The sequence below is a fragment of the Streptomyces sp. NPDC096310 genome, from assembly GCF_044763125.1.
Taxonomy (GTDB): domain Bacteria; phylum Actinomycetota; class Actinomycetes; order Streptomycetales; family Streptomycetaceae; genus Streptomyces.
Genome location: NZ_JBIWFO010000011.1, coordinates 143,710 through 167,494, shown reverse-complemented (window position 1 = coordinate 167,494; position 23,785 = coordinate 143,710). Strand labels below are relative to the sequence as shown.

The 23,785-nt window shown below is 72.5% G+C and carries 20 protein-coding genes and 1 pseudogene; 14 read left to right on the top strand and 7 right to left on the bottom strand.

The window, feature by feature from the left end:
* Positions 1-29: 29 nt before the first annotated feature.
* The 4 genes from ACIQ7D_RS21900 to ACIQ7D_RS21885 all read left to right on the top strand — a co-directional run bounded on the left by ACIQ7D_RS21900 (position 30) and on the right by ACIQ7D_RS21885 (position 4,363).
* Positions 30-869: a peptidyl-tRNA hydrolase gene (locus tag ACIQ7D_RS21900; RefSeq protein WP_403939953.1), complete on the top strand. Its 840-nt coding sequence runs from the start codon at positions 30-32 to the stop codon at positions 867-869.
* Positions 870-981: 112 nt separating this feature from the next.
* Positions 982-1,758, top strand: coding sequence for a DUF4142 domain-containing protein (locus ACIQ7D_RS21895; RefSeq protein WP_403939951.1), 777 nt, complete (start codon positions 982-984; stop codon positions 1,756-1,758).
* Positions 1,759-2,002: 244 nt separating this feature from the next.
* Positions 2,003-3,367 carry a DUF692 domain-containing protein gene (locus ACIQ7D_RS21890; protein WP_403939949.1) on the top strand — a complete coding sequence of 455 codons (1,365 nt, stop codon included), beginning with the start codon at positions 2,003-2,005 and terminating at the stop codon, positions 3,365-3,367.
* 6 nt (positions 3,368-3,373) lie between these two features.
* Positions 3,374-4,363, top strand: a complete 990-nt coding sequence (locus ACIQ7D_RS21885) for a TIGR04222 domain-containing membrane protein (RefSeq protein WP_403939948.1) — start codon at positions 3,374-3,376, stop codon at positions 4,361-4,363.
* A gap of 502 nt (positions 4,364-4,865) precedes the next feature.
* Here ACIQ7D_RS21885 and ACIQ7D_RS21880 read toward each other — a convergent pair.
* Both ACIQ7D_RS21880 and ACIQ7D_RS21875 read right to left on the bottom strand, forming a co-directional pair.
* Positions 4,866-5,276 (bottom strand): annotated as a pseudogene (locus ACIQ7D_RS21880) (LysR substrate-binding domain-containing protein); the annotation flags it as partial.
* A gap of 115 nt (positions 5,277-5,391) precedes the next feature.
* Positions 5,392-6,231 (bottom strand): SDR family oxidoreductase, encoded by an 840-nt coding sequence (locus tag ACIQ7D_RS21875; RefSeq protein WP_403939947.1) that lies wholly within the window; start codon positions 6,229-6,231, stop codon positions 5,392-5,394.
* 92 nt (positions 6,232-6,323) lie between these two features.
* Between ACIQ7D_RS21875 and ACIQ7D_RS21870 the strand changes: the two genes are divergently transcribed.
* Positions 6,324-6,695 carry a winged helix-turn-helix transcriptional regulator gene (locus ACIQ7D_RS21870; protein WP_403939945.1) on the top strand — a complete coding sequence of 124 codons (372 nt, stop codon included), beginning with the start codon at positions 6,324-6,326 and terminating at the stop codon, positions 6,693-6,695.
* 68 nt (positions 6,696-6,763) lie between these two features.
* Here the strand turns inward: ACIQ7D_RS21870 and ACIQ7D_RS21865 are convergent, their stop codons facing one another.
* Entirely contained in the window at positions 6,764-6,949 is a 186-nt protein-coding gene (locus ACIQ7D_RS21865) for a hypothetical protein (RefSeq protein ID WP_403939943.1), read from the bottom strand.
* 375 nt (positions 6,950-7,324) lie between these two features.
* Here ACIQ7D_RS21865 and ACIQ7D_RS21860 point away from each other — a divergent pair, with 375 nt between their 5' ends.
* Positions 7,325-8,959, top strand: a complete 1,635-nt coding sequence (locus ACIQ7D_RS21860; RefSeq protein ID WP_403939941.1) for an alpha/beta hydrolase — start codon at positions 7,325-7,327, stop codon at positions 8,957-8,959.
* Here the strand turns inward: ACIQ7D_RS21860 and ACIQ7D_RS21855 are convergent.
* The gene (locus ACIQ7D_RS21855; protein ID WP_403940036.1) at positions 8,956-9,387 is read right to left on the bottom strand and encodes a MarR family winged helix-turn-helix transcriptional regulator; all 432 of its coding nucleotides are present in this window, start codon (positions 9,385-9,387) and stop codon (positions 8,956-8,958) included. The genes ACIQ7D_RS21860 and ACIQ7D_RS21855 overlap by 4 nt on opposite strands.
* Before the next feature lie 337 nt (positions 9,388-9,724).
* On the opposite strand from ACIQ7D_RS21855, the gene ACIQ7D_RS21850 reads away from it, so the two are divergent.
* A complete protein-coding gene (locus tag ACIQ7D_RS21850) occupies positions 9,725-10,798 on the top strand; it encodes an alkene reductase (RefSeq protein ID WP_403939939.1) in 1,074 nt (357 codons plus the stop codon).
* A 241-nt stretch (positions 10,799-11,039) separates the two neighbouring features.
* On the opposite strand, the gene hemQ is transcribed toward ACIQ7D_RS21850, so the two are convergent.
* Positions 11,040-11,756 carry a hydrogen peroxide-dependent heme synthase gene (gene hemQ, locus ACIQ7D_RS21845; RefSeq protein ID WP_403939938.1) on the bottom strand — a complete coding sequence of 239 codons (717 nt, stop codon included), beginning with the start codon at positions 11,754-11,756 and terminating at the stop codon, positions 11,040-11,042.
* Between the two features lie 4 nt (positions 11,757-11,760).
* Positions 11,761-13,221 (bottom strand): protoporphyrinogen oxidase, encoded by a 1,461-nt coding sequence (gene hemG / locus ACIQ7D_RS21840; RefSeq protein ID WP_403939936.1) that lies wholly within the window; start codon positions 13,219-13,221, stop codon positions 11,761-11,763.
* A gap of 146 nt (positions 13,222-13,367) precedes the next feature.
* Here hemG and ACIQ7D_RS21835 point away from each other — a divergent pair, with 146 nt between their 5' ends.
* On the top strand, positions 13,368-14,411 hold the full coding sequence (locus ACIQ7D_RS21835) for a DUF4349 domain-containing protein (protein ID WP_403939934.1): 1,044 nt from the start codon (positions 13,368-13,370) through the stop codon (positions 14,409-14,411).
* 47 nt (positions 14,412-14,458) lie between these two features.
* The gene (locus ACIQ7D_RS21830; protein ID WP_403939933.1) at positions 14,459-15,838 is read left to right on the top strand and encodes an FAD-dependent oxidoreductase; all 1,380 of its coding nucleotides are present in this window, start codon (positions 14,459-14,461) and stop codon (positions 15,836-15,838) included.
* Between the two features lie 86 nt (positions 15,839-15,924).
* Here the strand turns inward: ACIQ7D_RS21830 and hemE are convergent, their stop codons facing one another.
* The gene (hemE, locus tag ACIQ7D_RS21825; RefSeq protein WP_403939931.1) at positions 15,925-16,989 is read right to left on the bottom strand and encodes a uroporphyrinogen decarboxylase; all 1,065 of its coding nucleotides are present in this window, start codon (positions 16,987-16,989) and stop codon (positions 15,925-15,927) included.
* A 91-nt stretch (positions 16,990-17,080) separates the two neighbouring features.
* On the opposite strand from hemE, the gene ACIQ7D_RS21820 reads away from it, so the two are divergent.
* The 5 genes from ACIQ7D_RS21820 (at position 17,081) to ACIQ7D_RS21800 (ending at position 23,674) form a co-directional block, all read left to right on the top strand.
* A complete protein-coding gene (locus ACIQ7D_RS21820) occupies positions 17,081-17,755 on the top strand; it encodes a DUF3000 domain-containing protein (RefSeq protein WP_403939929.1) in 675 nt (224 codons plus the stop codon).
* Between the two features lie 331 nt (positions 17,756-18,086).
* Positions 18,087-18,746, top strand: a complete 660-nt coding sequence (locus tag ACIQ7D_RS21815) for a response regulator transcription factor (RefSeq protein ID WP_329823583.1) — start codon at positions 18,087-18,089, stop codon at positions 18,744-18,746.
* Positions 18,747-18,852: 106 nt separating this feature from the next.
* Entirely contained in the window at positions 18,853-20,145 is a 1,293-nt protein-coding gene (locus ACIQ7D_RS21810; RefSeq protein ID WP_403939927.1) for an HRDC domain-containing protein, read from the top strand.
* Positions 20,146-20,330: 185 nt separating this feature from the next.
* Positions 20,331-21,551: a thiolase family protein gene (locus ACIQ7D_RS21805; RefSeq protein WP_403939925.1), complete on the top strand. Its 1,221-nt coding sequence runs from the start codon at positions 20,331-20,333 to the stop codon at positions 21,549-21,551.
* Positions 21,548-23,674: a 3-hydroxyacyl-CoA dehydrogenase NAD-binding domain-containing protein gene (locus ACIQ7D_RS21800; RefSeq protein ID WP_403939923.1), complete on the top strand. Its 2,127-nt coding sequence runs from the start codon at positions 21,548-21,550 to the stop codon at positions 23,672-23,674. The genes ACIQ7D_RS21805 and ACIQ7D_RS21800 overlap by 4 nt, the downstream gene beginning before the upstream one ends.
* Positions 23,675-23,785 lie beyond the last annotated feature (111 nt).

Below are 23,785 nucleotides of genomic sequence, written 5' to 3'. Positions count from 1 at the left end.
CGGGGCGCGGCGGCTGGCAGACTGGGCCCGTGAGCAGCGAGAGCAACGAGAACGCCCCGGTGGACAGCCCCTTCCGGCACGAGCCGGCCGCCCGTGACGAGGCCCCGCAGTACGTACTGCCGCTGGTGGTCCGGATCGAGAAGGCCGCGCCGCCGGCCCGTACCGACGCGCTGGAGACGGCGGCCCGTGCGGTGCTCACCCTGCTCGCGGACGAACGGGCCCTGGGCGAGGGCGCGTACGAGGGCGAGTGGGCCCGTGCGGTACGGGACTGGCAGGACGCCCGGATCCGCAAGGTGGTACGGCGGGCGCGCGGCGCGGAGTGGCGCCGTGCCTGCGCGCTCCCCGGGATCACGGTGACGGGCCGCGGCCCGCTGCTGCCGAAGGTGCCCGAGGCGCCGGCCACGGATGCGACCTCACCCGCCGAGGAGGCCGCCGCGGAAGCCCCCGAGGCCGCCGCGTCGTCGTCCGTCGCCGAGGTACGGGTCTTCCCGCCCGTCCCGCTCGACGGCTGGCCCAAGGAGCTTGCCAAGCTCCAGGTCTCCGGCACCGACCTGGACGACCCCGCGCCGCCGCCCCCGGCCGACCCGGCGCACCCCGTGCTGTGGCTGAGCCCCGATCTCGCCATGTCGGCGGGCAAGGCGATGGCGCAGGCCGGACACGGCGCCCAACTCGCCTGGTGGGAGCTGTCGGAGACGGACCGCGCGGCCTGGCGCAACGCCGGCTTCCCGCTCTCCGTCCGTACCCCCGACGCCGCGCGCTGGCGTGAACTCATCGCCGCCGGGCTGCCGGTGGTCCGCGACGCGGGGTTCACGGAGATCGCCGCGGGATCGTGCACGGTGGTCGCCGACCATCCGTCGCTGCGCCGTTGAACACATCCGGTCCGCCGTGCGTATTCCTCCATACCGCCACGCGGGTTGAACTGCCGCGCTCTCAGCGGTTGATTCAGCGGTGTCAGTTTTCGGTTCGGGAGGCAGCACATTGTTGCGACGTATCAACGGTTCGGCGCTCATCATCGCGGCATTGGTCGCCACAGTGGCCGCATTGGCCTTCCCCGTGTGGTCGTACGCCGACCGTTCCGGGACCGGGCAGGCCAATCTCAACGCGGCGGCCGTCTCCACCCAGTGGGGCCCGCTGACCGCCACCGACCGTGACTTCCTTGTCAAGGTGAGGCTTGCGGGGCTGTGGGAGCTGCCCGCCGGGCAGCAGGCCCTCGAACGCGCGCCGACCAAGGCGATCAAGGAGTGTGGTGACCACCTCGTCGTGGGTCACACGGACCTCGACAAGCGGTCCCGTGACGTGGCGGCGAAGCTCGGCGTCGAGCTGCCGAACCAGCCCAACGAGCAGCAGCAGGGCTGGCTCAGGGAGCTGTCGGCGGCCACCGGCCAGGAGTACGAGCAGAAGTTCGCCAACCTGCTGCGCAACGCCCACGGCAAGGTCTTCTCCCTGATCGCGCAGGTGCGGCACACCACCAGGAACACCCTGATCCGCCAGCTCGCCAGCGACGCCAACCTCACCGTCCTCGACCACATCACCATGCTGGAGGCCACCGGCATGGTCGACTTCGACTCGATCGCCAACGAGGCCGCCGGCACCGTGACCGCCAGCCCGACCGGCCCGCCGCCGCCGAACGGCAACCTGCCCCCGGCCGCCGATCCGGTGGAGCCGAACGGGAACCAGACGGTGACCTCCGAGCCCTCCACCGGGCCGGGCGCCCCGACCTCGATCAACACCAACCGGCCGGACCCGGGCGCGAGCTGATTCCGGGCAGCCCCTCACTCACGCGGCACGGTGTCTCCCCCGCACGTTCACGGGGAAGGCGCCGTTCCGCGTCGTTCCGGGGGAGGGGCTGGGGGCAGGGACTGGAGACAAGGACTGAGCGCAGGGAACCTCAAATCAACCTCTGAACGTCCTCCGTCCAGGATTCCCGAGGCGTTCCCGGGGCCATGACCCTCACAGCCGCGAGCGGGAACGCGCACGGAGGAGTCCGCGACAGGGGGAGACCATGAACAACACACCACACCTGGGCACCGGCATCGGCTGGCGTCCGGAGATCGCCGGCACGGTGGAGGCGCTGCCCGGGGTCGACTGGGTCGAGGCCGTCGCGGAGAACCTGTGCCCTGGCCATCTCCCCGCGTCGCTGGTACGGCTGCGCGAGCGCGGCGTCACCGTCGTGCCGCACGGCGTCTCGCTGGGACTCGGCGGCGCCGACCGGCCCGATCCGGGGCGGCTGGCGGATCTCGCGGAGCGCGCCGAGGCCCTTGGCTCCCCTCTGGTCACCGAGCACATCGCGTTCGTACGGGCCGGGGGTCCGCGCACCGCGTCCCCGGTGCTCGAAGCGGGTCATCTGCTGCCGGTACCGCGCACCCGTGACGCGCTGCGCGTGCTCTGCGAGAACGTACGGATCGCCCAGGACGCGCTGCCCGTGCCGCTCGCCGTGGAGAACATCGCCGCTCTGATCTGCTGGCCGGACGAGGAGATGAGCGAGGGGCGCTTCCTCGCCGAGCTGGTCGAGCGCACCGGGGTCCGGCTGCTGATCGATGTCGCCAATCTCCACACCAACCAGGTGAACCGAGGCGAGGACCCGGCCAAGGCGCTGGACGAACTGCCGGTCGAGGCCATCGCGTACGTCCATGTCGCGGGCGGGATCGAGCGCGACGGCGTCTGGCACGACACCCACGCCCACCCGGTGACCCGGCCCGTCCTGGACATCCTCGCGGAGCTGCGCTCCCGGGTGGCGCCGCCGGGTGTCCTGCTGGAGCGGGACGACGACTTCCCGCCCGCGGCGGAGCTGGCGGGCGAACTGGCCCTGATACGCGAGACGCTGGAGACCGCGGGGACGGGAACGGTGCGGGCCCCGGCCTCCACGGCCGTTTCCGTACGGGCGGCCCCGAGCGCGGCGGAGGAACACACCGACGGCACCGAGACCACCGATGCCACCGATGCCACCGACGCGTCCGACGCGGCCCGGGAGCGGCTGGCGCTCGCCGAGACCGCGCTGCTCTCGGCGCTGGTCGCGGGCACCCCCGTACCGGAAGGGTTCGATCCGCGCCGTCTCGGCGTGCAGAGCCGGGCCCTCGCCGCCAAGCGCGCCGGTGTCGTCGCCAAGGTGGCGCCCGAGCTGCCCGGGATCCTCGGCGCCGGTTTCCGCCCCGCGTTCCTCGCGTACGCCGCGCACCGGCCGATGCGCGCCGGATACCGCAGGGACGCGCTGGACTTCGTCGAGGCCCTGCTGATCGAGGGGCGCCCCGAGGACCCCGCGGCCCGGCGGCGGCTGACCCAGTGGTGGCAGGAGCGTGCGGGGGCGCGCCCGCCGCGCCGGGCGGTACGGCTCGTGCGGGCGGCCCGTGCCGCGCTGGTCAGGGGGTGACGGGCGATGGCCTCTCTTCCCGTACTGGCGGCGCATCTCGCGGTGGTCGCCTCGTCCGTGACGCTGATCGCCGGGGTGGCCGGTTCGCGCGGCCGGGGCGCGGACGGCGCCGGCCCGCTCCACGACGGGGCGGAGGCCGCGTTCCTCGGCGGTGGTCCCGGGCGGGTGGTGGACGCCGCGCTCGCCGGGATGCACGCGGACGGCCGGATCTCGGTCGGCGGCCCGGGGATCGTCGCCGTACTCCGGCCGGTCGCCCATGACCCCGTCGAGCGGTCGGTGCTCGACGCGCACGCGGCGGCGCCGCACGGCGGGCTGCACGGGCTGCGGCTGGCGGTGATGCGCGGCCCGGAGGTCCAGCGGGTGGGCGACGCGCTCGCCGCGCGCGGGCTGCTGGTCCGTCCCGAGCGGGCCCGTCCGTGGAAGCGGTGGGGCACTCTCCAGGCGGTGCTGTGTCTGCTGGCCGTGCCCGTCACGTTCGCCGTGGCCTTCCTGTCGGCCTTCCACGACGACGGTCTGGGCGACGGCTTCGAGAACTTCGGTCTTCTGCCCACCTTGGTCGCCGGCGCCGTCGTCGGCCGCGTCTGTGTCTCCGTCGCGGGCCGCCGGGTCACAAAGGGCGGGCGGCGGGCTCTGCGCGCCTTCCTCGCCGGGCAGGCGTCCGCCCCGTCGTCCGTCGCCGGGCAGGTCGCGGCGCGTGGCCTGGCGGGGGTGCCCGACCCGCTGCTGCGGCAGCAGTTGCGTACGGCGGCGGGGATGCGCCCCGGACGGGACTTCTCGCCCGCGCCGCAGACGGCCGCCGGGACCGTGGGGTGGTGCTCCGGCGCGCAGCCCGGTTCGGGGGCGGGGTGCGGCGGATCCGGGTCGGGCTGCGGCGCCGGCTCCTGCGGGGGCGGAAGCGGTGACTCCGGATCCGGTGGGGGCGGCGGCGGTTGCGGAGGCGGCAGTAGCTGCGGCGGAGGGGGTGGCAGTAGCTGCGGAGGTGGCGGAAGCTCCTGATCGGAGTGTGCCGTTTCGATGGCCTCCGGGTATGCCTGGCTCTTCTCGTGCTCGGCCGGCGCCCGAGTGCTGATCTCCTCGGAGAAGATCTCGTCCCGGTGGATGTTCTTGGCGGCAAGCGCGTCCGGTCGCGACTGGAGCTCCTGGGTCAGGCTGGAGCAGCGCGCGTACCCGATGCGGGTGTCCGCGGTCGGCGTGTCCGGGGCGACCGGCGCGCGGACGGGAGTGCCCGGCGCGGGGACGGGAGTGCCCGGCCGCCACGGCTGCCCCGGGCCGCGGTCAGCGGGTGTCGGGACGCTCAGGAGCTTCGCGAGCCGGGGCAGGGGTACCGCTCGACGTCGTCGGCGTCGGGCACGAGGGCGGTTTGAGGGCCCGTCATGACCCCGAACGCTGTCACAACCATTGCCCGGAACACGCCCGGTTGCACTTTTGAGTGAGAACGAGTCGTGACAGTGCTGTGTTGATCGGGGTCGTCGCCGGTGGCCGCCCTCCTGATCCGGGTTCAAAGACGGGTTGCGACGCGAATCAGGTCAGCGACCGTACGAAGGCGGCTGTGCGGCGGCCAGGCGATCACCGTTGTCACGGACGGAGCGTCCAGGATCGGCACGGCGGAGAGGTCCTGGCGCAAGCCCGCGCCGGCTGACTCGGGAATAGCCACGGTGGTACGGCCGAGCGCGATCAGCTGGAAGAGCTGTGTCAGGTTGTGTACCTCTGCGCCCGGTCCTTCTGGGTAGCTGCCGCCGGGACCGGGCCAGCGGGCCATCGGGAGCTCCGGCAGTGTGGTGACGTCGGCCATCCGGACTTGGGGGCGGCGGGCGAGCGAGTGGGAGGCCGGCAGGATCGCTACCTGTCCTTCGGTGTACAGCGTTTCGGTGTCGAGCCCGGCCGCTGAGTCGAAGGGCAAGTGCAGCACCACGTCCCAGTTCGCCGACGCCGATCGCGTCCTCCGCGGAGGTGGAGCGACTCTCGCCGACACCATTGTTCGGCGAGTGCCACTGGAGTCGGAACTCGCCTATGGAGCCGCCGTCTCAGCGGAACGCGGCGACGTTGCGGGCGGCCCAGTCGGCGAAGGGGCGTGGGGCTCGGCCGAGGACCCGCTCGACGTCCGGGCTGACACGCAGTTCGGCCGGGCTCGGGGAGCCGAGAATGTCCAGGGTGTCGTCGGCGAGCTCCGCCGGCATGCCCTGGGTCATGGCGGCCTTGGCCTCGTCGCGGGTGAGCTCGTGGAATCTCACCGGCGAGCCCAGGGCGGCGGCGATGGCCTCGGCCTGCCGGCGCGGAGTGACCACCTGTGGGCCGGTCAGCTCGTAGACGCCGCCGGTGTGCCGGTCGTCCAGCAGGCAGGCTGCCGCGACCGCGGCGATGTCCGCCGGGTCGATGATCGGTACCCCGACGTCGCCGAAGGGCGCGGCGACGACCTGTTGCGTGCGGACGGACTCGGCCCACCACAGGGCATTGGAGGCGAAGCCACCCGGCCGCAGGATGGTCCACTGCAGACCGGACTCCCGCAAGGTGTCCTCCAGTGCGCGCATCGCGATCCGCGTGGGGCCGCTGGGCCTCGTCACCACGCCCAGTGTGGAGAGCAGGACGACCCGGCGGACCCCGCCGGCCGCAGCTTCGCCAATGATGTCGGCAGGGTTGGCGCCTGTGGCGTGCAGGTCGCCGGACAGCAGCAGGAACAGCGCCTTCGCTCCGGCCAGCGCGGGCGAGAGGCTGACCGGCTTGGCCAGGTCGGCCACCACGTGGCGGGCGCCGTTGGGCACCGCTGCCGTGTGCCGTGACACTGTCGTCACCTGCTGGCCCGCTTCGGTCAGTGCCTGCGTCAACGGCCGGCCGATATTGCCGGTGGCCCCGGTCACCACGATCATCTTCAGCTCCCTTGTCAGATGTCTTCTGTGGCTCTCACGCTAGGAGCCGGGCTAACTTCCAGTAAGGGCATACCTCTGAGTAAGCTCACGACATGACAGAAAGCGTGCAGCGTGGAGGCGTTGAGGCGGAGGGGCGGTATGACGTGTTTCACACCGACTGCCCCGCGCGCGGTGTGGTCGACCATGTGACCAGCAGATGGGGGGTCTGGGTACTGATCTCCTTGCGGAGCAGAAGCCTTCGGTTCTACGAGCTGCGCGAGAGCATCCAGGGCATTAGCGAGAAGATGCTCGCCCAGACGCTGCGGGCGCTGGTCCAAGACGGCCTGATCTGGCGGGAGGTCGAGCCGACGACGCCGCCGCAGGTCACCTACGGGCTGACCGAGTTCGGCCGGGACGTCGGCGAGCCGTTGACGGAGTTGTTCGACCGGATCACACGGCGACTGTCGCCGCAGAGCACGGGATAGCAGGGCACGCTGCCGGGCCATTCGTGCGCCGGTGTCCGGCCCGCACGCCATGGCCCGGCCAACTGTCTTCAGTCCAGGTCGGACATGTCGAGCACGTCGCGCGCCGCAGCCATGTGATGGGTACCGGTGGAGTCGATGAGGTCGTGAGCGCCGAGCTCGCGGGCGTCGTCGCGCTTGTCCTGGGTGCGGCTGATGACGGTCGCGGTGGCGCCGAGTGCCACGGCCATCTTGACCACCGCGGCCGGTGGAGGCACGCATCCCTCCCATGACTGCCGCCAACACCCCTGGTGACGCTCACGCACGTTGCCCGGGGTGTTCATGTCCAGCTCGAACCGGCCATACGGATTCCCGTGGGTCCAGAACAGCGGAGAGAGCGCCCGCCGGTCCGCGTCGGTGAGTACGAGAACACGGCCGCCCAGGACCGCCCCGCCCCTTCGCACACCCCCACCCGTTCCGCACGCCGGGCGGTGCCCAGGAGTGGCCCTGGGGCGCATCGGGGTCATCGGCATCCGACACCGCCCACCGGTCCTTGCCAAGCCCCGGCCCGCTGCCGACCCTCGTCGTGCCGTCGCTCCCCCGGATTCCGGGGGATCTCCGGACCGCTCCCCCGCACGCACGAAGGGAACACGATGAGAGCAGTCGCGAAGTACGGGGCTCTGACGACCCTCGGCTCCCTGGTCCTGTCGGCCCTCGTCGCCGTCCCGGCGGACGGCGCGTCCGCCGACAGCGCTCCGGCCACCGCCCCCGCCACCGCCGAGACACGCGGAGTGGCCCGGGCCGCGGCGCGCGCCGCGGCCACCGGTGTCACGTTCGGCGCGTGCCCCGAGGCCGAGAAGCTGCCCGCCCCCGTCACCTGCGGCACCGTCGAGGTCCCCCTCGACTACGCCGCGCCCGACGGGCCCACGATCGGCCTCACCGTCAGCCGCGTCGCCGCGAGCGGCCCCGCCCACCGGCGGCAGGGGGCGCTCCTCTTCAACCCCGGCGGCCCCGGCGCCTCCAGCATGTACTTCCCGCTCGCCGCCGAGGTGACCCAGTGGAAGCGGATCGCCGCCGCGTACGACCTGGTCGGCTACGCGCCGCGCGGCGTCGGCCGTTCCGCGCCGCTCTCCTGCCAGGACCCGGCGGACCACGCGAAGGCGCCGACCCAGGCACCCACGCACCCCTCCCCCTCGTACAAGCGGGAGCGGATCGCCGAGGCGAAGGCGTACGCGCGGGGCTGCGCGGACCACGCGGGAGAGGCCCTGCGCCACTACCACTCCCTCAACAACGCCCGCGATCTCGATGTCCTGCGCGCCGCGCTCGGCGAGCGGAAGCTGACGTTCATGGGCGCCTCGTACGGGACGTACTTCGGCGCCGTCTACGCGACGCTCTTCCCCTCGCACGTACGGCGGATGGTCTTCGACTCCGCCGTCGACCCGGACCCGGACCGGATCTGGTACCGCAACAACCTCGAACAGTCGGCCGCGTTCGAACGGCGCTGGGAGGACTTCCGGACCTGGATCGCCAAGCACGACGCGACGTACCACCTGGGCACCGACGCCGCGCAGGTGCAGAGGAGTTACGAGCAGGTGCGCGCCGGGGTCGCGCACGAGCCCGCGGGCGGCAAGGTCGGCCCCGGGCAGCTCCAGGCGGCGATGCTCGGCGCGGGCTACTACGACGACTACTGGGCGCTGCGCGCCACCGCGCTCTCCGAGTACGTCAAGGGCAACCCCGAGCCGCTGATCGCGCAGGCCACGCCCCGCCCGGCGGCCGCCGCGAGCGGCGAGAACGGCAACGCCGTCTACACCGCCGTCGAGTGCAACGACGCGCCGTGGCCGACCCAGTGGCAGGTGTGGGACCGCGACAACACGGCGCTCGCGCCGCACGCCCCGTTCGAGACCTGGGACAACGCCTTCACGAACCTGCCGTGCGCCTACTGGCCCGCGCCCCGGCAGGAGCCCGTCGACGTCCGTACCCGCCCCGGGCAGCTCCCGCCGACGCTGATCCTGGCGGCGGAACGGGACGCGGCCACCCCGTACGAAGGGGCGCTGGAGCTGCAACGGCGGCTGGCGGGCTCGGCGCTGGTGACCGAGCGGGACGCCGGTACGCACGGCGTCTCGGGCGGCGACAACCCGTGCGTGAACGCGTATGTGGAGGAGTACCTGCTGAGCGGAAGGACCCCGGCACGGCGCACCACCTGCGCACCGCACCCGGAACCCAACCCGATCTCGCTCGAACCGGCCGACACCCGCGCCGCCCTGCGCGGAAGGAACGGAAGACTCTAGGCGAGGGGCGCCTGCCGTTCGACCGCCGCGCCGAGGCTGTCCTCGATACGGGCCAGCACGCCGATCATGGCGTTCTGCTCGTCCGTACCCAGACCGGCGGCGACGGCGGCTTCGAGTTCCGCCCAGACCTGTTCCACCTCCACGCGCAGCGCGAGGCTGGCCGCGGTGGGTTCGATGATGGTGGCGCGCCGGTCGGTCTCGCTGGGCCGGCGGCGGACGAAGCCCGCGTTCTCCAGCCGCTTGACCGTACGGGTCATGGTGGCCGCGTCCGAGCCGAGCAGCCGTACGAGGTCCGTCTGACGCTGCGGGCCGAGGTCCCAGAGCTGCATCATGACGAGTTCCTGCCCGGTGTGCAGCCCCACGCGGCGCAGGAGTTGTCCGGCGAGCATCCGGTGCAGGCGGGCCACGCGGAAGATCGCGTGGCTCATGGGCCCCGCCTGTACCGAGGGCGGCAGGAGGGGGCGGGCCACGTCCACGGCGGGCCCCTCGTCCCCGGCCGCCCCCTTGTCCCCAGCGACCCCCTGGGAGGGCTCGGCGCCCGGCTGCTTCGTCACATCGTTCACGGCCCCTCACGCTGGTCACTGTCCGGACAGGGACACTCTACCGCCGCCCCCTTTCGTACCGGAGTACGGAACTGCCAGCACACCCACGACGGAAAGTGACGCAGGTCACGACGATCGAGGAATGGATCAGAGCATTTACCTGTTCGGACAGGTAATGGCATCACCGTGGTGCCGGACACCCGAACCGAAGAGGAACCCGATCATGACGACGGCCTTCTCCCCCTACGACCTCGGCGGCCTCCGCCTGTCGAACCGCATCGTGATGGCCCCCATGACCCGCAGCCGCGCCTACGGCCCCGGGCAGACCCCCACGGAGCTGATGGCGATCTACTACACGCAGCGGGCGAGCGCCGGCCTGATCGTCACCGAGGGCACCCAGCCGTCCGTCGTCGGCCAGGGGTACCCGGACACCCCCGGGATCCACTCCGCCGAGCAGATCGCGGCCTGGCGCAAGGTCACCGACGCCGTGCACGCCGAGGGCGGCACGATCTTCCTTCAGCTCATGCACACCGGCCGGGTCGGCCACCCCAGCCTCATGGGCCTCGCCCCCGTGGGCCCCTCCGAGGTCACGGCCAAGGGGCAGGTCTACACGCACCAGGGGCCGCAGGACTTCGTCACGCCGCACGAACTGACGGAGACGGAGATCGCGGAGACCGTCGCGGACTTCGCCACCGCGGCGCGCAACGCGATCGAGGCGGGCTTCGACGGGGTGGAACTGCACGGCGCCAACGGCTATCTGATCCACCAGTTCCTGGCGCCCAACTCCAACCGGCGCGACGACGCCTGGGGCGGCAGCCCCGAGCGGCGGATCCGCTTCGCCGTCGAGACCGCGAAGGCCGTGGCCGAGGCCATCGGCGGGGACAGGACCGGCTTCCGTATCTCGCCCGGCAACCCCTACAACGACATCGACGAGAGCGACCCGGCGGACATGGAGGCCACCTACACGGCCCTCGTGGACGCGCTCGCCCCGCTGGGCCTCGCCTACCTGCACCAGATGGAGGCGCAGGGGGTGCGCGACCTGGTCGTACGGCTGCGCAAGGCGTGGCCGGGCACGTTCGTCCTCAACCCGTTCACGGGTACGGACCCCACAGGACCCGAGGAGCTGACGCTGGTCGAGGACGGCACCGCCGATCTGATCGCCTACGGGGCCCTCTTCCTCGCCAACCCCGACCTGCCCACGCGTCTCGCCGCGGGCGGGCCCTTCAACGCCCCGGACCGCGCCACGTCCTTCGGCGGTGACCACCTCGGCTACACGGACTACCCGGTCCTCGGCTGACCGCACCGACCCGGGTTCCATCGGCCGCGATCGGGGCGGAACCGGCTGGACCGGGGAAGAATGAGGATTCTTCCCCGCGGTCACAGCGTTTCCGCAGGCCGGCGGCCGATGGGAACCCGGAGCCGAACCCGGTGTCGCTGGACGGGCGTGCGCGCAGCAGGCAACTGCCGCCGCTCGTCTGATCTTCCGGGTGGGGTGGCCCGGTCCGTGCGGTCACGGACCGGGCCACCACGTCATTCCGTCACGCCAACCCTGCCACGAGGTCCGCGACCGACTTGCGGCGGCCCGTGTAGAACGGGATCTCCTCCCGCACGTACAGCCGCGCCTCGGACGCGCGCAGATGGCGCATCAGGTCGACGATACGGTGCAGTTCGTCGGCCTCGAAGGCGAGCAGCCACTCGTAGTCGCCGAGCGAGAAGGACGCCACGGTGTTGGCGCGCACGTCAGGGTAGCCGCGCGCCATCTTGCCGTGGTCGGCGAGCATCCTGCGGCGGTCCTCGTCGGGCAGCAGGTACCAGTCGTAACTGCGGACGAAGGGGTAGACGCTGATGTAGTCGCGGGGCGTCTCGTCGGCCAGGAAGGCCGGCACGTGCGACTTGTTGAACTCCGCGGGGCGGTGCAGCGCCATGTTCGACCAGACCGGCTCCAGCGCGCGGCCGAGCCGGGTGCGCCGGAAGCGGTTGTACGCGTCCTGCAGCTCGTCCGAGGTCTCGGCGTGCCACCAGATCATGACATCGGCGTCGGCGCGCAGCCCGGACACGTCGTAGGTGCCGCGTACGGTGACGTCCTTGGCGCCGAGCTGGTCGAACAGCTCCTGGACCTCGTCCGCGTAACCGGTGCGGTCCTCGGGCAGGACGTCGCGCAGCTTGAAGACGGACCACAGCGTGTAGCGGATGACCTCGTTGAGGTCCTTGGCCTTCTTGCCGGCGTTCGGGATCTTCTCGGGAGCAGCAGTCATGGGGCTATTCTCCCGCGCCGCGTCCGGTGCCCGGCGCCAGGGTCGACGTGGCGATGATCTCGTCCGCGGCGCGCCGGGCGCTCGCGACGCAGGCGGGGATGCCTACGCCGTCGTACGCGGCGCCGCAGACGCGCAGCCCGGGGAGTCTGGCGAGGGAGTCGCGGATACGGGCGACCCTGGCCTGGTGGCCGACCGGGTACTGGGGCAGTCCGGCGGTCCAGCGGGTCACCTCGTGGGCGACCGGGCGGGCCGTGAGGCCGGTCGCCTCGCGCAGGTCGCGCAGGGAGACGTCGAGGAGTTCGGTGTCCTCGCGCTGGAGCTGTTCCTCCTCGCCGTACCGGCCGATCGAGGTGCGCAGCACGAACAGGTCGGGGGCGGCCTTGTCGACCCACCCCCATTTACGGGTGGAGAAGGTCGACGCCTTGATGGTGCGGCCGTCGACGGGCGGGACGAGGAAGCCGCTGCCGTCGGGCAGCGCGCCGGTGTCGGCGCGCCGGAAGGCCATCGTCACCAGCGCCATCGACGCGTACTCGATCGCGGCGAGTTCGGCGGAGGCGGCCGGTGACTCGTCGGCGAGCAGCGCGGAGGCGGACCACGCGGGGGTCGCGAGGACCACCCCGTCGGCGGTCAGTTCGCGCAGATCGGGGCGGGTGGGGTGGCCGGTGCGCAGGTGCCAGCCCGCGGCGGTACGGGTCAGGGCGAGGACAGGTGTCTCCAGCAGGATCTCGCCCCCTCCGGCCCGTACGGCGTCGGCGACGGCGCCCGGGAGGCGGCCCACGCCGCCTTCGACGCCCGCGAAGACGGGGCCGCCCCGCTGCTGGGCGGCGGTGCGCTCCTGGATCTCACGGACGCCGGCCAGCAGCGAGTCATGGGCCGTGGCGGCTTCGAAGAGCTGGGGGACGGCCGCCTTCATGGAGATGCGGTAGGCGTCGCCCGCGTAGACCCCGCCGAGCAGCGGTTCGACCAGCCGGTCGACGACCTCGCGGCCGAGCCGCTCGGCGACGTACGCGCCGACCGCGACATCGTCCCCGACCTCGGTGGGGGGCAGCTCCGGTTCGCGGGCGATCCGGGCGAGCCCTTCCTCGGAGAGGAGACCGGCGAGGTCGGCGGGGTCGCCGGGCACGCCCATCACATGGCCCTTGGGCATCGGCCGCAGCGCGCCGCGCGTCCAGACGGAGGCGGTGGTGGCGGTGGGCGGCTGGAGGAGCGGTCCGAGCCCGACGGCCTCGGCGAGGCCGACGGCCTCGGGACGGCGGGCGAGCATCGACTCGGCGCCCAGGTCGACCGGGACGCCCTCGATCCCGCCCGTACGGAGCTTGCCGCCGAGCCGGTCGGTGGCCTCCAGCAGGGTGACCCGGATCCCGGTGCCCAGCAGCCGGTGGGCGGCGGCGAGACCGGCGATACCGCCCCCGATGACGACGACATGGCCGGTATGCGTGTCCACGTGCTGCGCGCTCGACTCCATGCGCTCACTCTCTCAAACGCGTTCTCCCCATCCGTACCGAGTCCCTACCGTGACCGCTTCGGGACCGTGGGGCGGCAACCCGCGCAGGGGACTCGTACGTCGAACCGGCATCATCAACCGAATTCCCTGGGGGGACCATGCGTGCGATGCCCGCGTTCGCGGCGGCGCTGCTCACCGTTTCACTCACGCTCGCCGGATGCGGCGCGGGCACCGCCGACGAGGCGTCCTCGAAGGGCGTCGCGAGGCCCGACGCGGGGCGGGGCGGGCAGGCGGCCGGCCTGGAGACGGGGGCCGGGGCCGGTGACGCAGCCGTGTCCGGCGCGTCCGGTGCCTCCGCGGCGCCCGGGGCCCGGGGCGCGGACGGGAAGAGCGCCGCTCCCGCCGGGGTCCATGTGATCCGTACGGCCGAGCTGACCGTGCGCGTCGAGGACACACCGAAGGCGCTCTCCACGGCGCGGGCGGCGGCCGAGGCGGCCGGCGGCCTGGTGCAGGACGAGGTGACGGAACGGGACGAGGACAGCGGGGTGACCTCGCGGATCGTGCTGCGCGTCCCGCAGGCTTCGTACGACACCGTGCTGGCCGAACTGTCGGGCACCGGACGGCTGTTGTCGCGCAAGGCGAACGCCGAGGACGTCACCGACCAGGTGGTGGACGTGGACAGCCGGGTCGCCTCGCAGCGGGTGAGCGTGGCGCGGGTACGGGAGTTGATGGACCGGGCCACGAAGCTGAGCGATGTGGTGGCGCTGGAAGGCGAGTTGAGCAGCCGCCAGTCGGCGCTGGAGTCGCTGCTCGCCCAGCAGGCGTCCCTCAAGGACCGCACCACACTGGCGACGATCACCCTGGAGCTCTTCGAGAACCCGGTCGTGCGGGAGGAGAGGAAGGCGGAGGATCCGGGGTTCCTCGACGCGCTGGGCGGCGGCTGGGACGCGCTCCTCGCGACGTTGCGGTGGATCGGGGTGGTCCTCGGGGCGGTGCTGCCGTTCGCCGCCGTGTTCGCGGCGCTCTTCCTGCTGTGGCGGCTGCTGCGCGGGCTGCTGCCCGCCAGGGCTCCGGCGCCCCCGAGGGCCAAGCCGGTGAAGCCGGTGAAGCCGGTGAAGCCGGTGGAGCCGGTGAAGCCGGTGAAGCCGGTGGAGCCCGCCGAAACCGCCGGGCGGGGGCGCGAGGAGGACCGACCGGCTCCGCCCGCGTAGCGTTCCCCTCCGGTACGACCTCATGAACAGGACCGGAGGGACGCGCAATGGCGGCGGATCGCATGGTGGTCATCGGGGGCGACGCGGCGGGCCTGTCCGCCGCGTCGCAGGCCCGCAGGGGCCGGGGCCCGGACGAACTGGAGATCGTCGCGTTCGAACGCGGTCACTTCACCTCGTACTCCGCGTGCGGTATCCCGTACTGGGTGAGCGGCGACGTCAACGACCGGGACGCGCTGATCGCCCGTACACCCGAGGAGCACCGGGCCCGTGACATCGGGCTGCGGACCCGCACGGAGGCCGTGGAGATCGACCTGGCGGGGCAGCGGGTACGCACCCGCGACCTGGACGCCGGTAGGGAGAGCTGGACCGGCTTCGACAAGCTGGTCGTCGCGACGGGCGCCCGCCCCGTACGGCCCGCGCTGCCCGGGATCGACGCGCCGGGCGTGCACGGGGTGCAGACCCTCGACGACGGTCAGGCGCTGCTGGAGACGCTGGCCGCGACGACGGGCGGCCGCGCGGTCGTCGTCGGCGCGGGGTACATCGGGGTGGAGATGGCCGAGGCGCTGCTGAAGCGCGGGTACGAGGTCACGGTCGTGCACCGTGACGCGCAGCCGATGGCGACCCTCGACCCGGACATGGGGCGGCTGGTCCACGAGGCGATGGACGGCCTCGGCATCACCACCGTGGGCGGCGCGGAGGTGACCGCGATCCGCACCGGCGAGGACGGCCGGGTACGGGCGGTGGCCACCGCGGAGGCCGAGTATCCGGCGGATGTCGTCGTCCTCGGTATCGGCGTCCAGCCGGAGACGGCCCTCGCCCGCGCCGCCGGGCTGCCCGTCGGACCGTACGGCGGGCTGCTCACCGATCTGTCGATGCGGGTACGCGGCCACGAGAACGTCTGGGCGGGCGGCGACTGCGTGGAGGTCCTGGACCTGGTCTCGGGCGCCACCCGCCATGTCGCGCTGGGCACGCACGCGAACAAGCACGGCCAGATCATCGGCACGAACGTGAGCGGCGGCTACGCCGTCTTCCCCGGGATCGTCGGTACGGCCGTCAGCAAGGTCTGCGACCGGGAGATCGCCCGGACGGGGCTGCGCGAGAAGGACGCCCGCAGGGCCGGGCTCCGGTACGTGAGCACCACCGTCGAGTCGACCAACAGCGCGGGCTACTACCCGGGCGCGGCGCCGATGACGGTGAAGATGCTCGCGGAGCACCGGACCGGGCGGCTGCTGGGGGTGCAGATCGTCGGCCGGGAGGGGGCGGCGAAGCGGGTGGACATCGCGGCGGTGGCGCTGACCGCCGGGATGACGGTGGAGCGGATGACGACGCTGGACCTGGGGTACGCGCCGCCGTTCTCGCCCGTCTGGGACCCGGTGCTGGTCGCCGCGCGCAAGGCGACGGCGGCCGTCAGGGCGGCGGGCTGGTGACCGCCGCGGGGGCGGGGGCCGACCCGAGTCCCACCACCCCCGACCCGGGATGAATCGCCCCCGCCCCACCAGCGGTTTTCGGCCAATCAGCGAGCGGTCTGCGTATGCACATAGTCGACGAGCCTGGTCAGTGAGTCCGGGTCCATGCTCGGCAGCACGCCATGGCCCAGATTGAAGACATGGCCCTCCAGCCCGGCCGCCGCGTCCAGCACCTCCCGGGCCTTGGTCTCCACCGCCGGGGTCGGGGCGAAGAGGACCGCCGGGTCCAGGTTGCCCTGGAGCGCCTTGCCGGGGCCGACCCGGCGGGCCGCCTCGTCCAGCGGCACGCGCCAGTCGACGCCGACGACATCGGCGCCCGCCTCGCCCATCAGCCCGAGCAGTTCGCCCGTACCGACGCCGAAGTGGATGCGCGGGACACCGTACGGGGCGACCGCGTCGAAGACCTTGGCGGAGGCGGGCAGCACGGAGCGCCGGTAGTCGGCGGGGGCGAGGGCGCCCACCCACGAGTCGAAGAGCTGGACGGCGCTCGCGCCCGCCTCGATCTGCACGGTGAGGAAGGCCGCGGTGATCCGGGCGAGCCGGTCGAGCAGATCGGCCCACAGCTCGGGGTCGCCGTACATCATGGCCTTGGTGTGCTCGTGGTTGCGGGACGGGCCGCCCTCCACGAGGTAGCTCGCGAGGGTGAAGGGCGCCCCGGCGAACCCGATGAGCGGGGTGGATCCCAGCTCGCCGGTGAGCATGCCGATGGCCTCGGTGACGTAGGAGACGTCCTCGGGCGTGAGGTCGCGCAGCCGGGCCAGGTCGGCGCGGGTGCGGATGGGCTCGGCGACGACGGGTCCGACGCCCGGCTTGATGTCCAGGTCGAGGCCGATGGCCTTGAGGGGGACGACGATGTCGCTGAAGTAGATCGCGGCGTCGACCTTGTGGCGCCGTACCGGCTGGAGCGTGATCTCGGTGACCAGGTCGGGCCGCATGCAGGAGTCGAGCATCCCGACGCCCTCGCGGACCTTCAGGTACTCGGGCAGCGAGCGCCCCGCCTGACGCATGAACCAGACCGGGGTGTGCGGTACCGGTTCCCGTCGGCACGCCTTGAGAAAGGCCGATTCGTACGTCTTCGTCTGCTGGCCCGGGGGGCGTTCGTTGGCGCTCACGTACAGAATCTTCCCATGTACGGGGAAGCCGCCGCCCCGGGCAGGGTGTCCCTCCCTGCGCGAGGCGCGGGTTCCGCCTACTCTTCCCCGCATGGCTGCGGCTCAGGGACAGTTTTCCGATCATTCCAACGGCACCGGGGGGAAGGGCGGCGGGGAGGGGGATTCCGTCCCGCCCGCGTTCCGTTCGGCGGTCGACGCGCTGCGGACGGCCCGGCTGCGCCCCGGCGTCGAGATCGAGCCGACCCCACCGCCGAAGCGGCTCGCGCCGTACGCGTACGCCCTGGAGGCGGCGGTGGTCGACGGCGAGGACGATCTCGCGGACGGCCGGCTGATCCTGCTGCACGACCCCTCCGGACACGACGCCTGGCAGGGCACGTTCCGGCTGGTGACGCTCGTACGGGCGGAGCTGGAGCCGGAGATGGCCGCCGACCCGCTGCTGCCCGAGGTGTGCTGGTCGTGGCTGACGGGCGCGCTGGAGGCGCGCGGACTGTCGTACGGGGAGGCGAGCGGCACCGTCACCCAGGCCGGGTCGTACTACTTCGGCGGGCTCGCGGAGCGCAGGCCGGCCACCCAGATCGAGATCCGGGCGTCCTGGACCCCGCGTGAGGGCCGGGGCGGGCTGCCCGACACGGCGGCCCATCTGACCGCGTGGTGCGATCTGCTCTGCCAGGTCGCCGGGCTGCCGCCGGGCGCGGGCGGACCGCCGGGCACGGGGGACGCGGGCGTGGTGTCACTGCCCCAGCGGCGCGGCCCGCGGACGCCCTGACGAGGGGCCCACGGATCGCCTGACCGAGGCCCGCGGACGCCCTGACGGCCCTTCAGCACGCCCGCCCGCACCGCACGCCCCTTCACCGCTCCGCCACACCACGTCCGCCGGGCGTCCCTCGCTCGTCCGCCGGGCGCCCCCGCCCGGGGGACCACTCGTAGGATGATCGATCACGCATCCGAATTGCCCGAATTGTTACTCACTAATTCGTGATCATTCTCTAAAGGCGAGCGGGATTGCTGCCGAAGAGGTCAATGACCCTTCACACACGGTTCGCCCCGGCTTCACCCCCCGCAGCCGGCCCCGTACCGCACCTTCCCCAGGAGGCCTGGTGTCCGTTCTCCTTGAGCAGCCCGCAAGCCTGGTCGCCTACCGCCCGAACAAGCCGACGGCCATGGTCGTCGTGGCCGACCCACGCGTCCGCTCCACCGTCACCCGCCACCTGTGGGCCCTTGGAGTACGTGACGTCATCGAGGCGTCGTCCATCGCGGAGGCCCGCCCCCGCGTCGGCAACCCGCGCGACATCTGCGTTGCCGACGTCCACCTGCCCGACGGATCCGGGCTCACCCTGCTGTCCGAGACCCGGGCGGCCGGCTGGCCCAACGGCCTCGCCCTCTCCGCCGCCGACGACATCGGCGCCGTGCGCAACGCCCTCGCGGGCGGCGTCAAAGGCTACGTCGTCACCGGCACCCGCACCAACATCGGCCACCCCGGCCGCCCCGGCGTCGCCCCCCTCGGCGCCGGCCAGCGGATGCACCGCCGCCCTCCCGGCGCCCCGAACCACCCCGGTGGCTACCGGGAGCTGTCCGGCCGCGAGGTCGAGGTGCTCCGGCTGGTCGCCGAAGGCCAGTCCAACAAGGCCATCGGCGTCTCGATGGGCCTGTCCGCGCTCACCGTCAAGAGCCACCTCGCCCGGATCGCGCGCAAGCTCGGCACCGGGGACCGGGCGGGGATGGTCGCCGTGGCCCTCCGTACCGGAATCATCCACTGAACCGGGCACACCACCGGACCGGGCCACTGACCGCTTCTCGCCCCCACCGCCCGTCGACGGAACGTTCCGTCGACGGGCGCCGTCCGTTCACAGATACCCTTGACAGGTGACCGACGCCCAAGAGACCGCAGCAGAGCCAGCACTGCGAACCACCGGGGCCCCGCGACGGCAGTCGCTGGTGTCGCTTCCCCCGGACGACGTCGAAGCGGCGCCGATCCCCTTGCTGGAGCCCCGCGAGGGCATTCCACCGGTGGTCGCCACCGACGAGGCGCTCGCCGAGGTGATCGCGGCCTTCGCCGCGGGCACCGGACCCGTCGCCGTCGACGCGGAACGCGCCTCCGGCTACCGCTACGGCCAGCGCGCCTACCTGGTCCAGCTCCGCCGCGAGGGCGCGGGCACGGCGCTGATCGACCCGGTCGGCTGCCCCGACCTCTCCGGCCTCGGCGACGCCCTCTCCGGTACGGAGTGGATCCTGCACGCGGCCACCCAGGACCTGCCCTGCCTGCGCGAAATAGGCATGATCCCCACTCGGCTCTTCGACACCGAGCTGGCCGGCCGCCTCGCGGGCTTCCCCCGGGTCGGCCTCGGCGCCATGGTCGAGAACGTCCTCGGGTACGCCCTGGAGAAGGGCCACTCCGCCGTCGACTGGTCCACCCGCCCGCTCCCCGAACCCTGGCTGCGGTACGCCGCGCTCGACGTGGAACTCCTCGTCGACCTGCGGGACGCGCTGGAGAAGGAGCTCGACCGGCAGGGCAAGCTCGACTGGGCGCACCAGGAGTTCGAGGCGATCGCCTCCGCCCCGCCCGCGCCCCCGCGCAAGGACCCCTGGCGCCGCACCTCGGGCATGCACAAGGTGCGCCGCCGCCGGCAGATGGCCGTCGTACGGGAGCTGTGGACGACCCGCGACCGGGTCGCCCAACGGCGGGACGTCTCCCCCGGCAAGGTGCTCAGCGACACCGCGATCGTCGAGGCGTCACTGTCCCTGCCCGCCACGGTGCAGGCGCTCACCGCGCTGCCCGGCTTCGGCCACCGGATGGGCCGGCGCCAGCTCGAACAGTGGCAGGCCGCCGTCGATCGCGCGAAAGCCCTCCCCGACACCGAGCTGCCCCAGCCGGGCCAGCCCCTCACGGGCCCGCCGCCGCCCCGCTCCTGGGCGGACAAGGACCCCGAAGCCGCGGCCCGGCTCTCGGCGGCACGCGCGGCCGTCTCGGAACTCGCCGAGCGGATCACCATGCCCCAGGAGAACCTGATCACCCCGGACACCGTCCGCAGGGTCTGCTGGGAACCGCCGCAGGACCCGACGGTGGAGAACGTGGCAGCGGCCCTGACCGGCCACGGAGCCCGCCAGTGGCAGGTGGACCTGGTGGCCCCCCTGCTGGCCAAAGCGCTGGTTATTTGATCGAGGGAAACGGGCCGGGTGGTGCGGTGCCGGATCTTCTCCCCGTCCGCACGCCTGGCAGGCGAACCGAGCCCAAAAAACAAAGAGGACTGGGCAACTTGGTTACTGGTAAGTAGCATGGGGGTGGGAGCGCGCCATAGGCGTGCTCCCCGCAGTGCCACCCCGCACCCTGGAGGAGAGCCATCGTGCCTCGTACCGTCAGGGATGTCGTCTTCGTCGACGGCGTCCGCACCCCGTTCGGCAAGGCGGGCCCGAAGGGCATGTACCACGAGACCCGGGCCGACGATCTCGTCGTCAAGGCGATCCGGGAGCTGCTGCGCCGCAACCCGGACCTCGACCCCGCCCGGATCGACGAGGTGGCCGTCGCCGCGACCACGCAGATCGGCGACCAGGGCCTCACGCTCGGCCGTACCGCGGGGATCCTCGCCGGGCTGCCCCAGTCCGTGCCCGGGTATTCGATCGACCGTATGTGCGCGGGCGCGCTGACCGCCGTGACCTCCACCGCGGGCTCCATCGCCTTCGGCGCGTACGACGTCGTCGTGGCGGGCGGTGTCGAGCACATGGGCCGGCATCCGATGGGTGAGGCCGTCGACCCGAACCCGCGGTTCGTCTCGGAGAAGCTCGTCGACGACTCCGCGCTCTTCATGGGCATGACGGCGGAGAACCTGCACGACCGCTTCCCGCATCTCACCAAGGCGCGCGCCGACGAGTACGCGGTGCGCTCGCAGGAGAAGGCCGCCAAGGCGTACGCCAACGGGTCGATCCAGCAGGATCTGGTGCCGATCTCGATCCGCCGTACCGACCCGGCGACCGGGGAGACCGGCTGGGGGCTGGCCACCGCCGACGAGCCGATGCGGCCGGGTACGACGCTGGAGATGCTGGCCGGGCTGAAGACGCCGTTCCGGCCGCACGGCCGGGTCACGGCGGGCAACGCGGCGGGGCTGAACGACGGCGCCACCGCCTCGCTGATCGCCGCCGAGGACTTCGCGCGGGAGCAGGGGCTGCCGGTCAGGATGCGGCTCGTGTCCTACGCCTTCGCGGGGGTCGAGCCCGAGGTGATGGGGTACGGCCCGATCCCGGCGACCGAGAAGGCCCTCGCCAAGGCGGGCCTCTCGATCGCGGACATCGGTCTCTTCGAGGTCAACGAGGCGTTCGCCGTGCAAGTGCTCGCGTTCCTCGACCACTACGGCATCGCGGACGACGACGAGCGCGTCAACCAGTACGGCGGCGCGATCGCCTTCGGCCATCCGCTGGCCTCCTCCGGGGTACGGCTGATGACCCAGCTCGCCCGGCAGTTCGAGGAGCGGCCGCAGGTCCGTTACGGCCTGACCACGATGTGCGTCGGCTTCGGCATGGGCGCGTCGGTCATCTGGGAGAACCCGCACTTCGACGGAGGCACCAAGTGAGCACCGCTGAACTCCTGAAGGGCGCGGCCGAGCTGTTCCCCGGCGAGGTCGTCACCCAGGCGCATGTACGCCACTTCGAACTCCCGGCGGGCGCCGGGCGGTTCGCGCTGATCACGCTGGACAACGGCCTCGACCACACGAAGCCGACGACGTTCGGACCGCAGTCGCTGGCGAATCTGGACGCGGCGCTCGACCAGGTCGGGCGGGAGGCGTCCGAGGGCGCGATCGTCGGTGTCGGGATCACCGGCAAGCCGTTCATCTTCGCGGTCGGCGCCGACCTCAAGGGCGTGGAGCTGCTGAAGCGCCACGAGGACGCGCTCGCGATCGGCCGGGGCGGCCACGAGGTCTTCAAGCGGATCGCCGCGCTGCCCGTGCCGACCTTCGCGTACTACAACGGCGCGGCGATGGGCGGCGGCGTCGAGGTCGGGCTGCACTGCACGTACCGTACGGTCTCCGCGGCGCTGCCCGCGTTCTCGCTGCCCGAGGTCTTCCTCGGCCTGGTGCCCGGCTGGGGCGGCTGCACGCTGCTGCCGAACCTGATCGGCGCGGAGCGTGCGGTCACGGTCGTCATCGAGAACTCCCTCAACCAGAACAAGCAGCTCAAGGGCGGTCAGGTCTACGACCTGGGGATCGCGGACGCGCTGTTCGACGGCGCGGACTTCCTGGAGCAGTCGCTGGTCTGGACGGCGTCGGTGCTCAAGGGCGAGGTGACGGTCGTACGCCCCGAGGTCGACCGGGGCGAGGCGTGGGACGCGGCCGTGGCCCGCGGGCGGTCCGTCGCGGACTCCAAGGTGCACGGTGCGGCCCCGGCCGCGTACCGGGCGCTGGACATCATCGCGGCGGCGAAGGACGGCGACCTCCAGGCGGGCTTCGACGCCGAGGACCGGGCTCTCGCGGACCTGATCATGGGTGGTGAACTGCGCTCGGGGATCTACGCGTTCAACCTGGTGCAGAAGCGCGCCAAGCGGCCGGCAGGGGCCCCGGACAAGTCGCTGGCCCGCCCGGTCACCAAGGTGGGTGTCGTGGGCGCGGGGCTGATGGCCTCGCAGCTCGCGCTGCTGTTCCTGCGCCGCCTTGAGGTGCCGGTCGTGCTGACCGACATCGACCAGGACAGGATCGACAAGGGCGTGGGCTATGTGCACGCCGAGATCGACAAGCTGCTGCTGAAGTCCCGGATCAACCAGGACAAGGCCAACCGGCTCAAGGGCCTGGTCTCGGGTGTGCTGGACAAGGCCGAGGGGTTCGCGGACGCGGACTTCGTCATCGAGGCCGTGTTCGAGGAGATGGGCGTCAAGCAGCAGGTGTTCGCGGAGGTCGAGGCGGTCGCCCCGGCGCACGCGATCCTCGCCACGAACACCTCGTCGCTGTCGGTCTCCGAGATGGCGTCGAAGCTGAAGAACCCCGAGCGGGTCGTCGGCTTCCACTTCTTCAACCCGGTCGCGATCCTGCCTCTGCTGGAGATCGTGCGCGGCGAGCGGACCGATGACGCGTCGCTGGCCACCGCGTTCGGGGTGGCCAGGAAGCTGAAGAAGACCGCGGTACTGGTGAAGGACGCCCCGGCGTTCGTCGTCAACCGGGTCCTCACCCGCTTCATGGGCGAGATCCAGAACGTCATCGACGAGGGCACGCCGGTCGAGGTCGCGGAGCGCGCGGTGGAACCGCTGGGGCTGCCGATGTCGCCGCTGGTCCTGCTGGAGCTGGTCGGCCCTGCGATCGGCCTGCATGTCTCCGAGACGCTGCACGGCGCGTTCCCGGACCGCTTCACCGTCTCGGAGAACCTGGCCGCGGTGGTCAAGGCGGGCAAGCGCGGCTTCTACGTGTACGAATCCGGGGCGCCGGAGCTGGACCCGGAGGTCGCGGCGCTGCTGAAGCAGGGCGACACCGTGCTGACCGAGGAGCAGACGCGCGAGCGGGTGCTGGACGCGGTCGCCCAGGAGATCGGTCTGATGCTGGCCGAGGGCGTCGTCGCCGAGGCGCAGGACATCGACCTGTGTCTGATCACGGGCGCGGGCTGGCCCTTCCATCTGGGCGGTGTCACGCCGTACCTGGACCGCGAGGGTGTCTCGGAGCGGGTGAACGGCAAGCCGTTCCTCGCGCCGGGTGTGGCGAGCGTGCCGGCGTAGCGCTCCGGACGGGTCCGCACGGGATCCGGCGCCGGTCGACGGGTCGTACGGGATTTCCGTACGGCCCGTTCCGCGTGTACGGGTGGGGTGTCTGAGCCAACTACCGGCCGT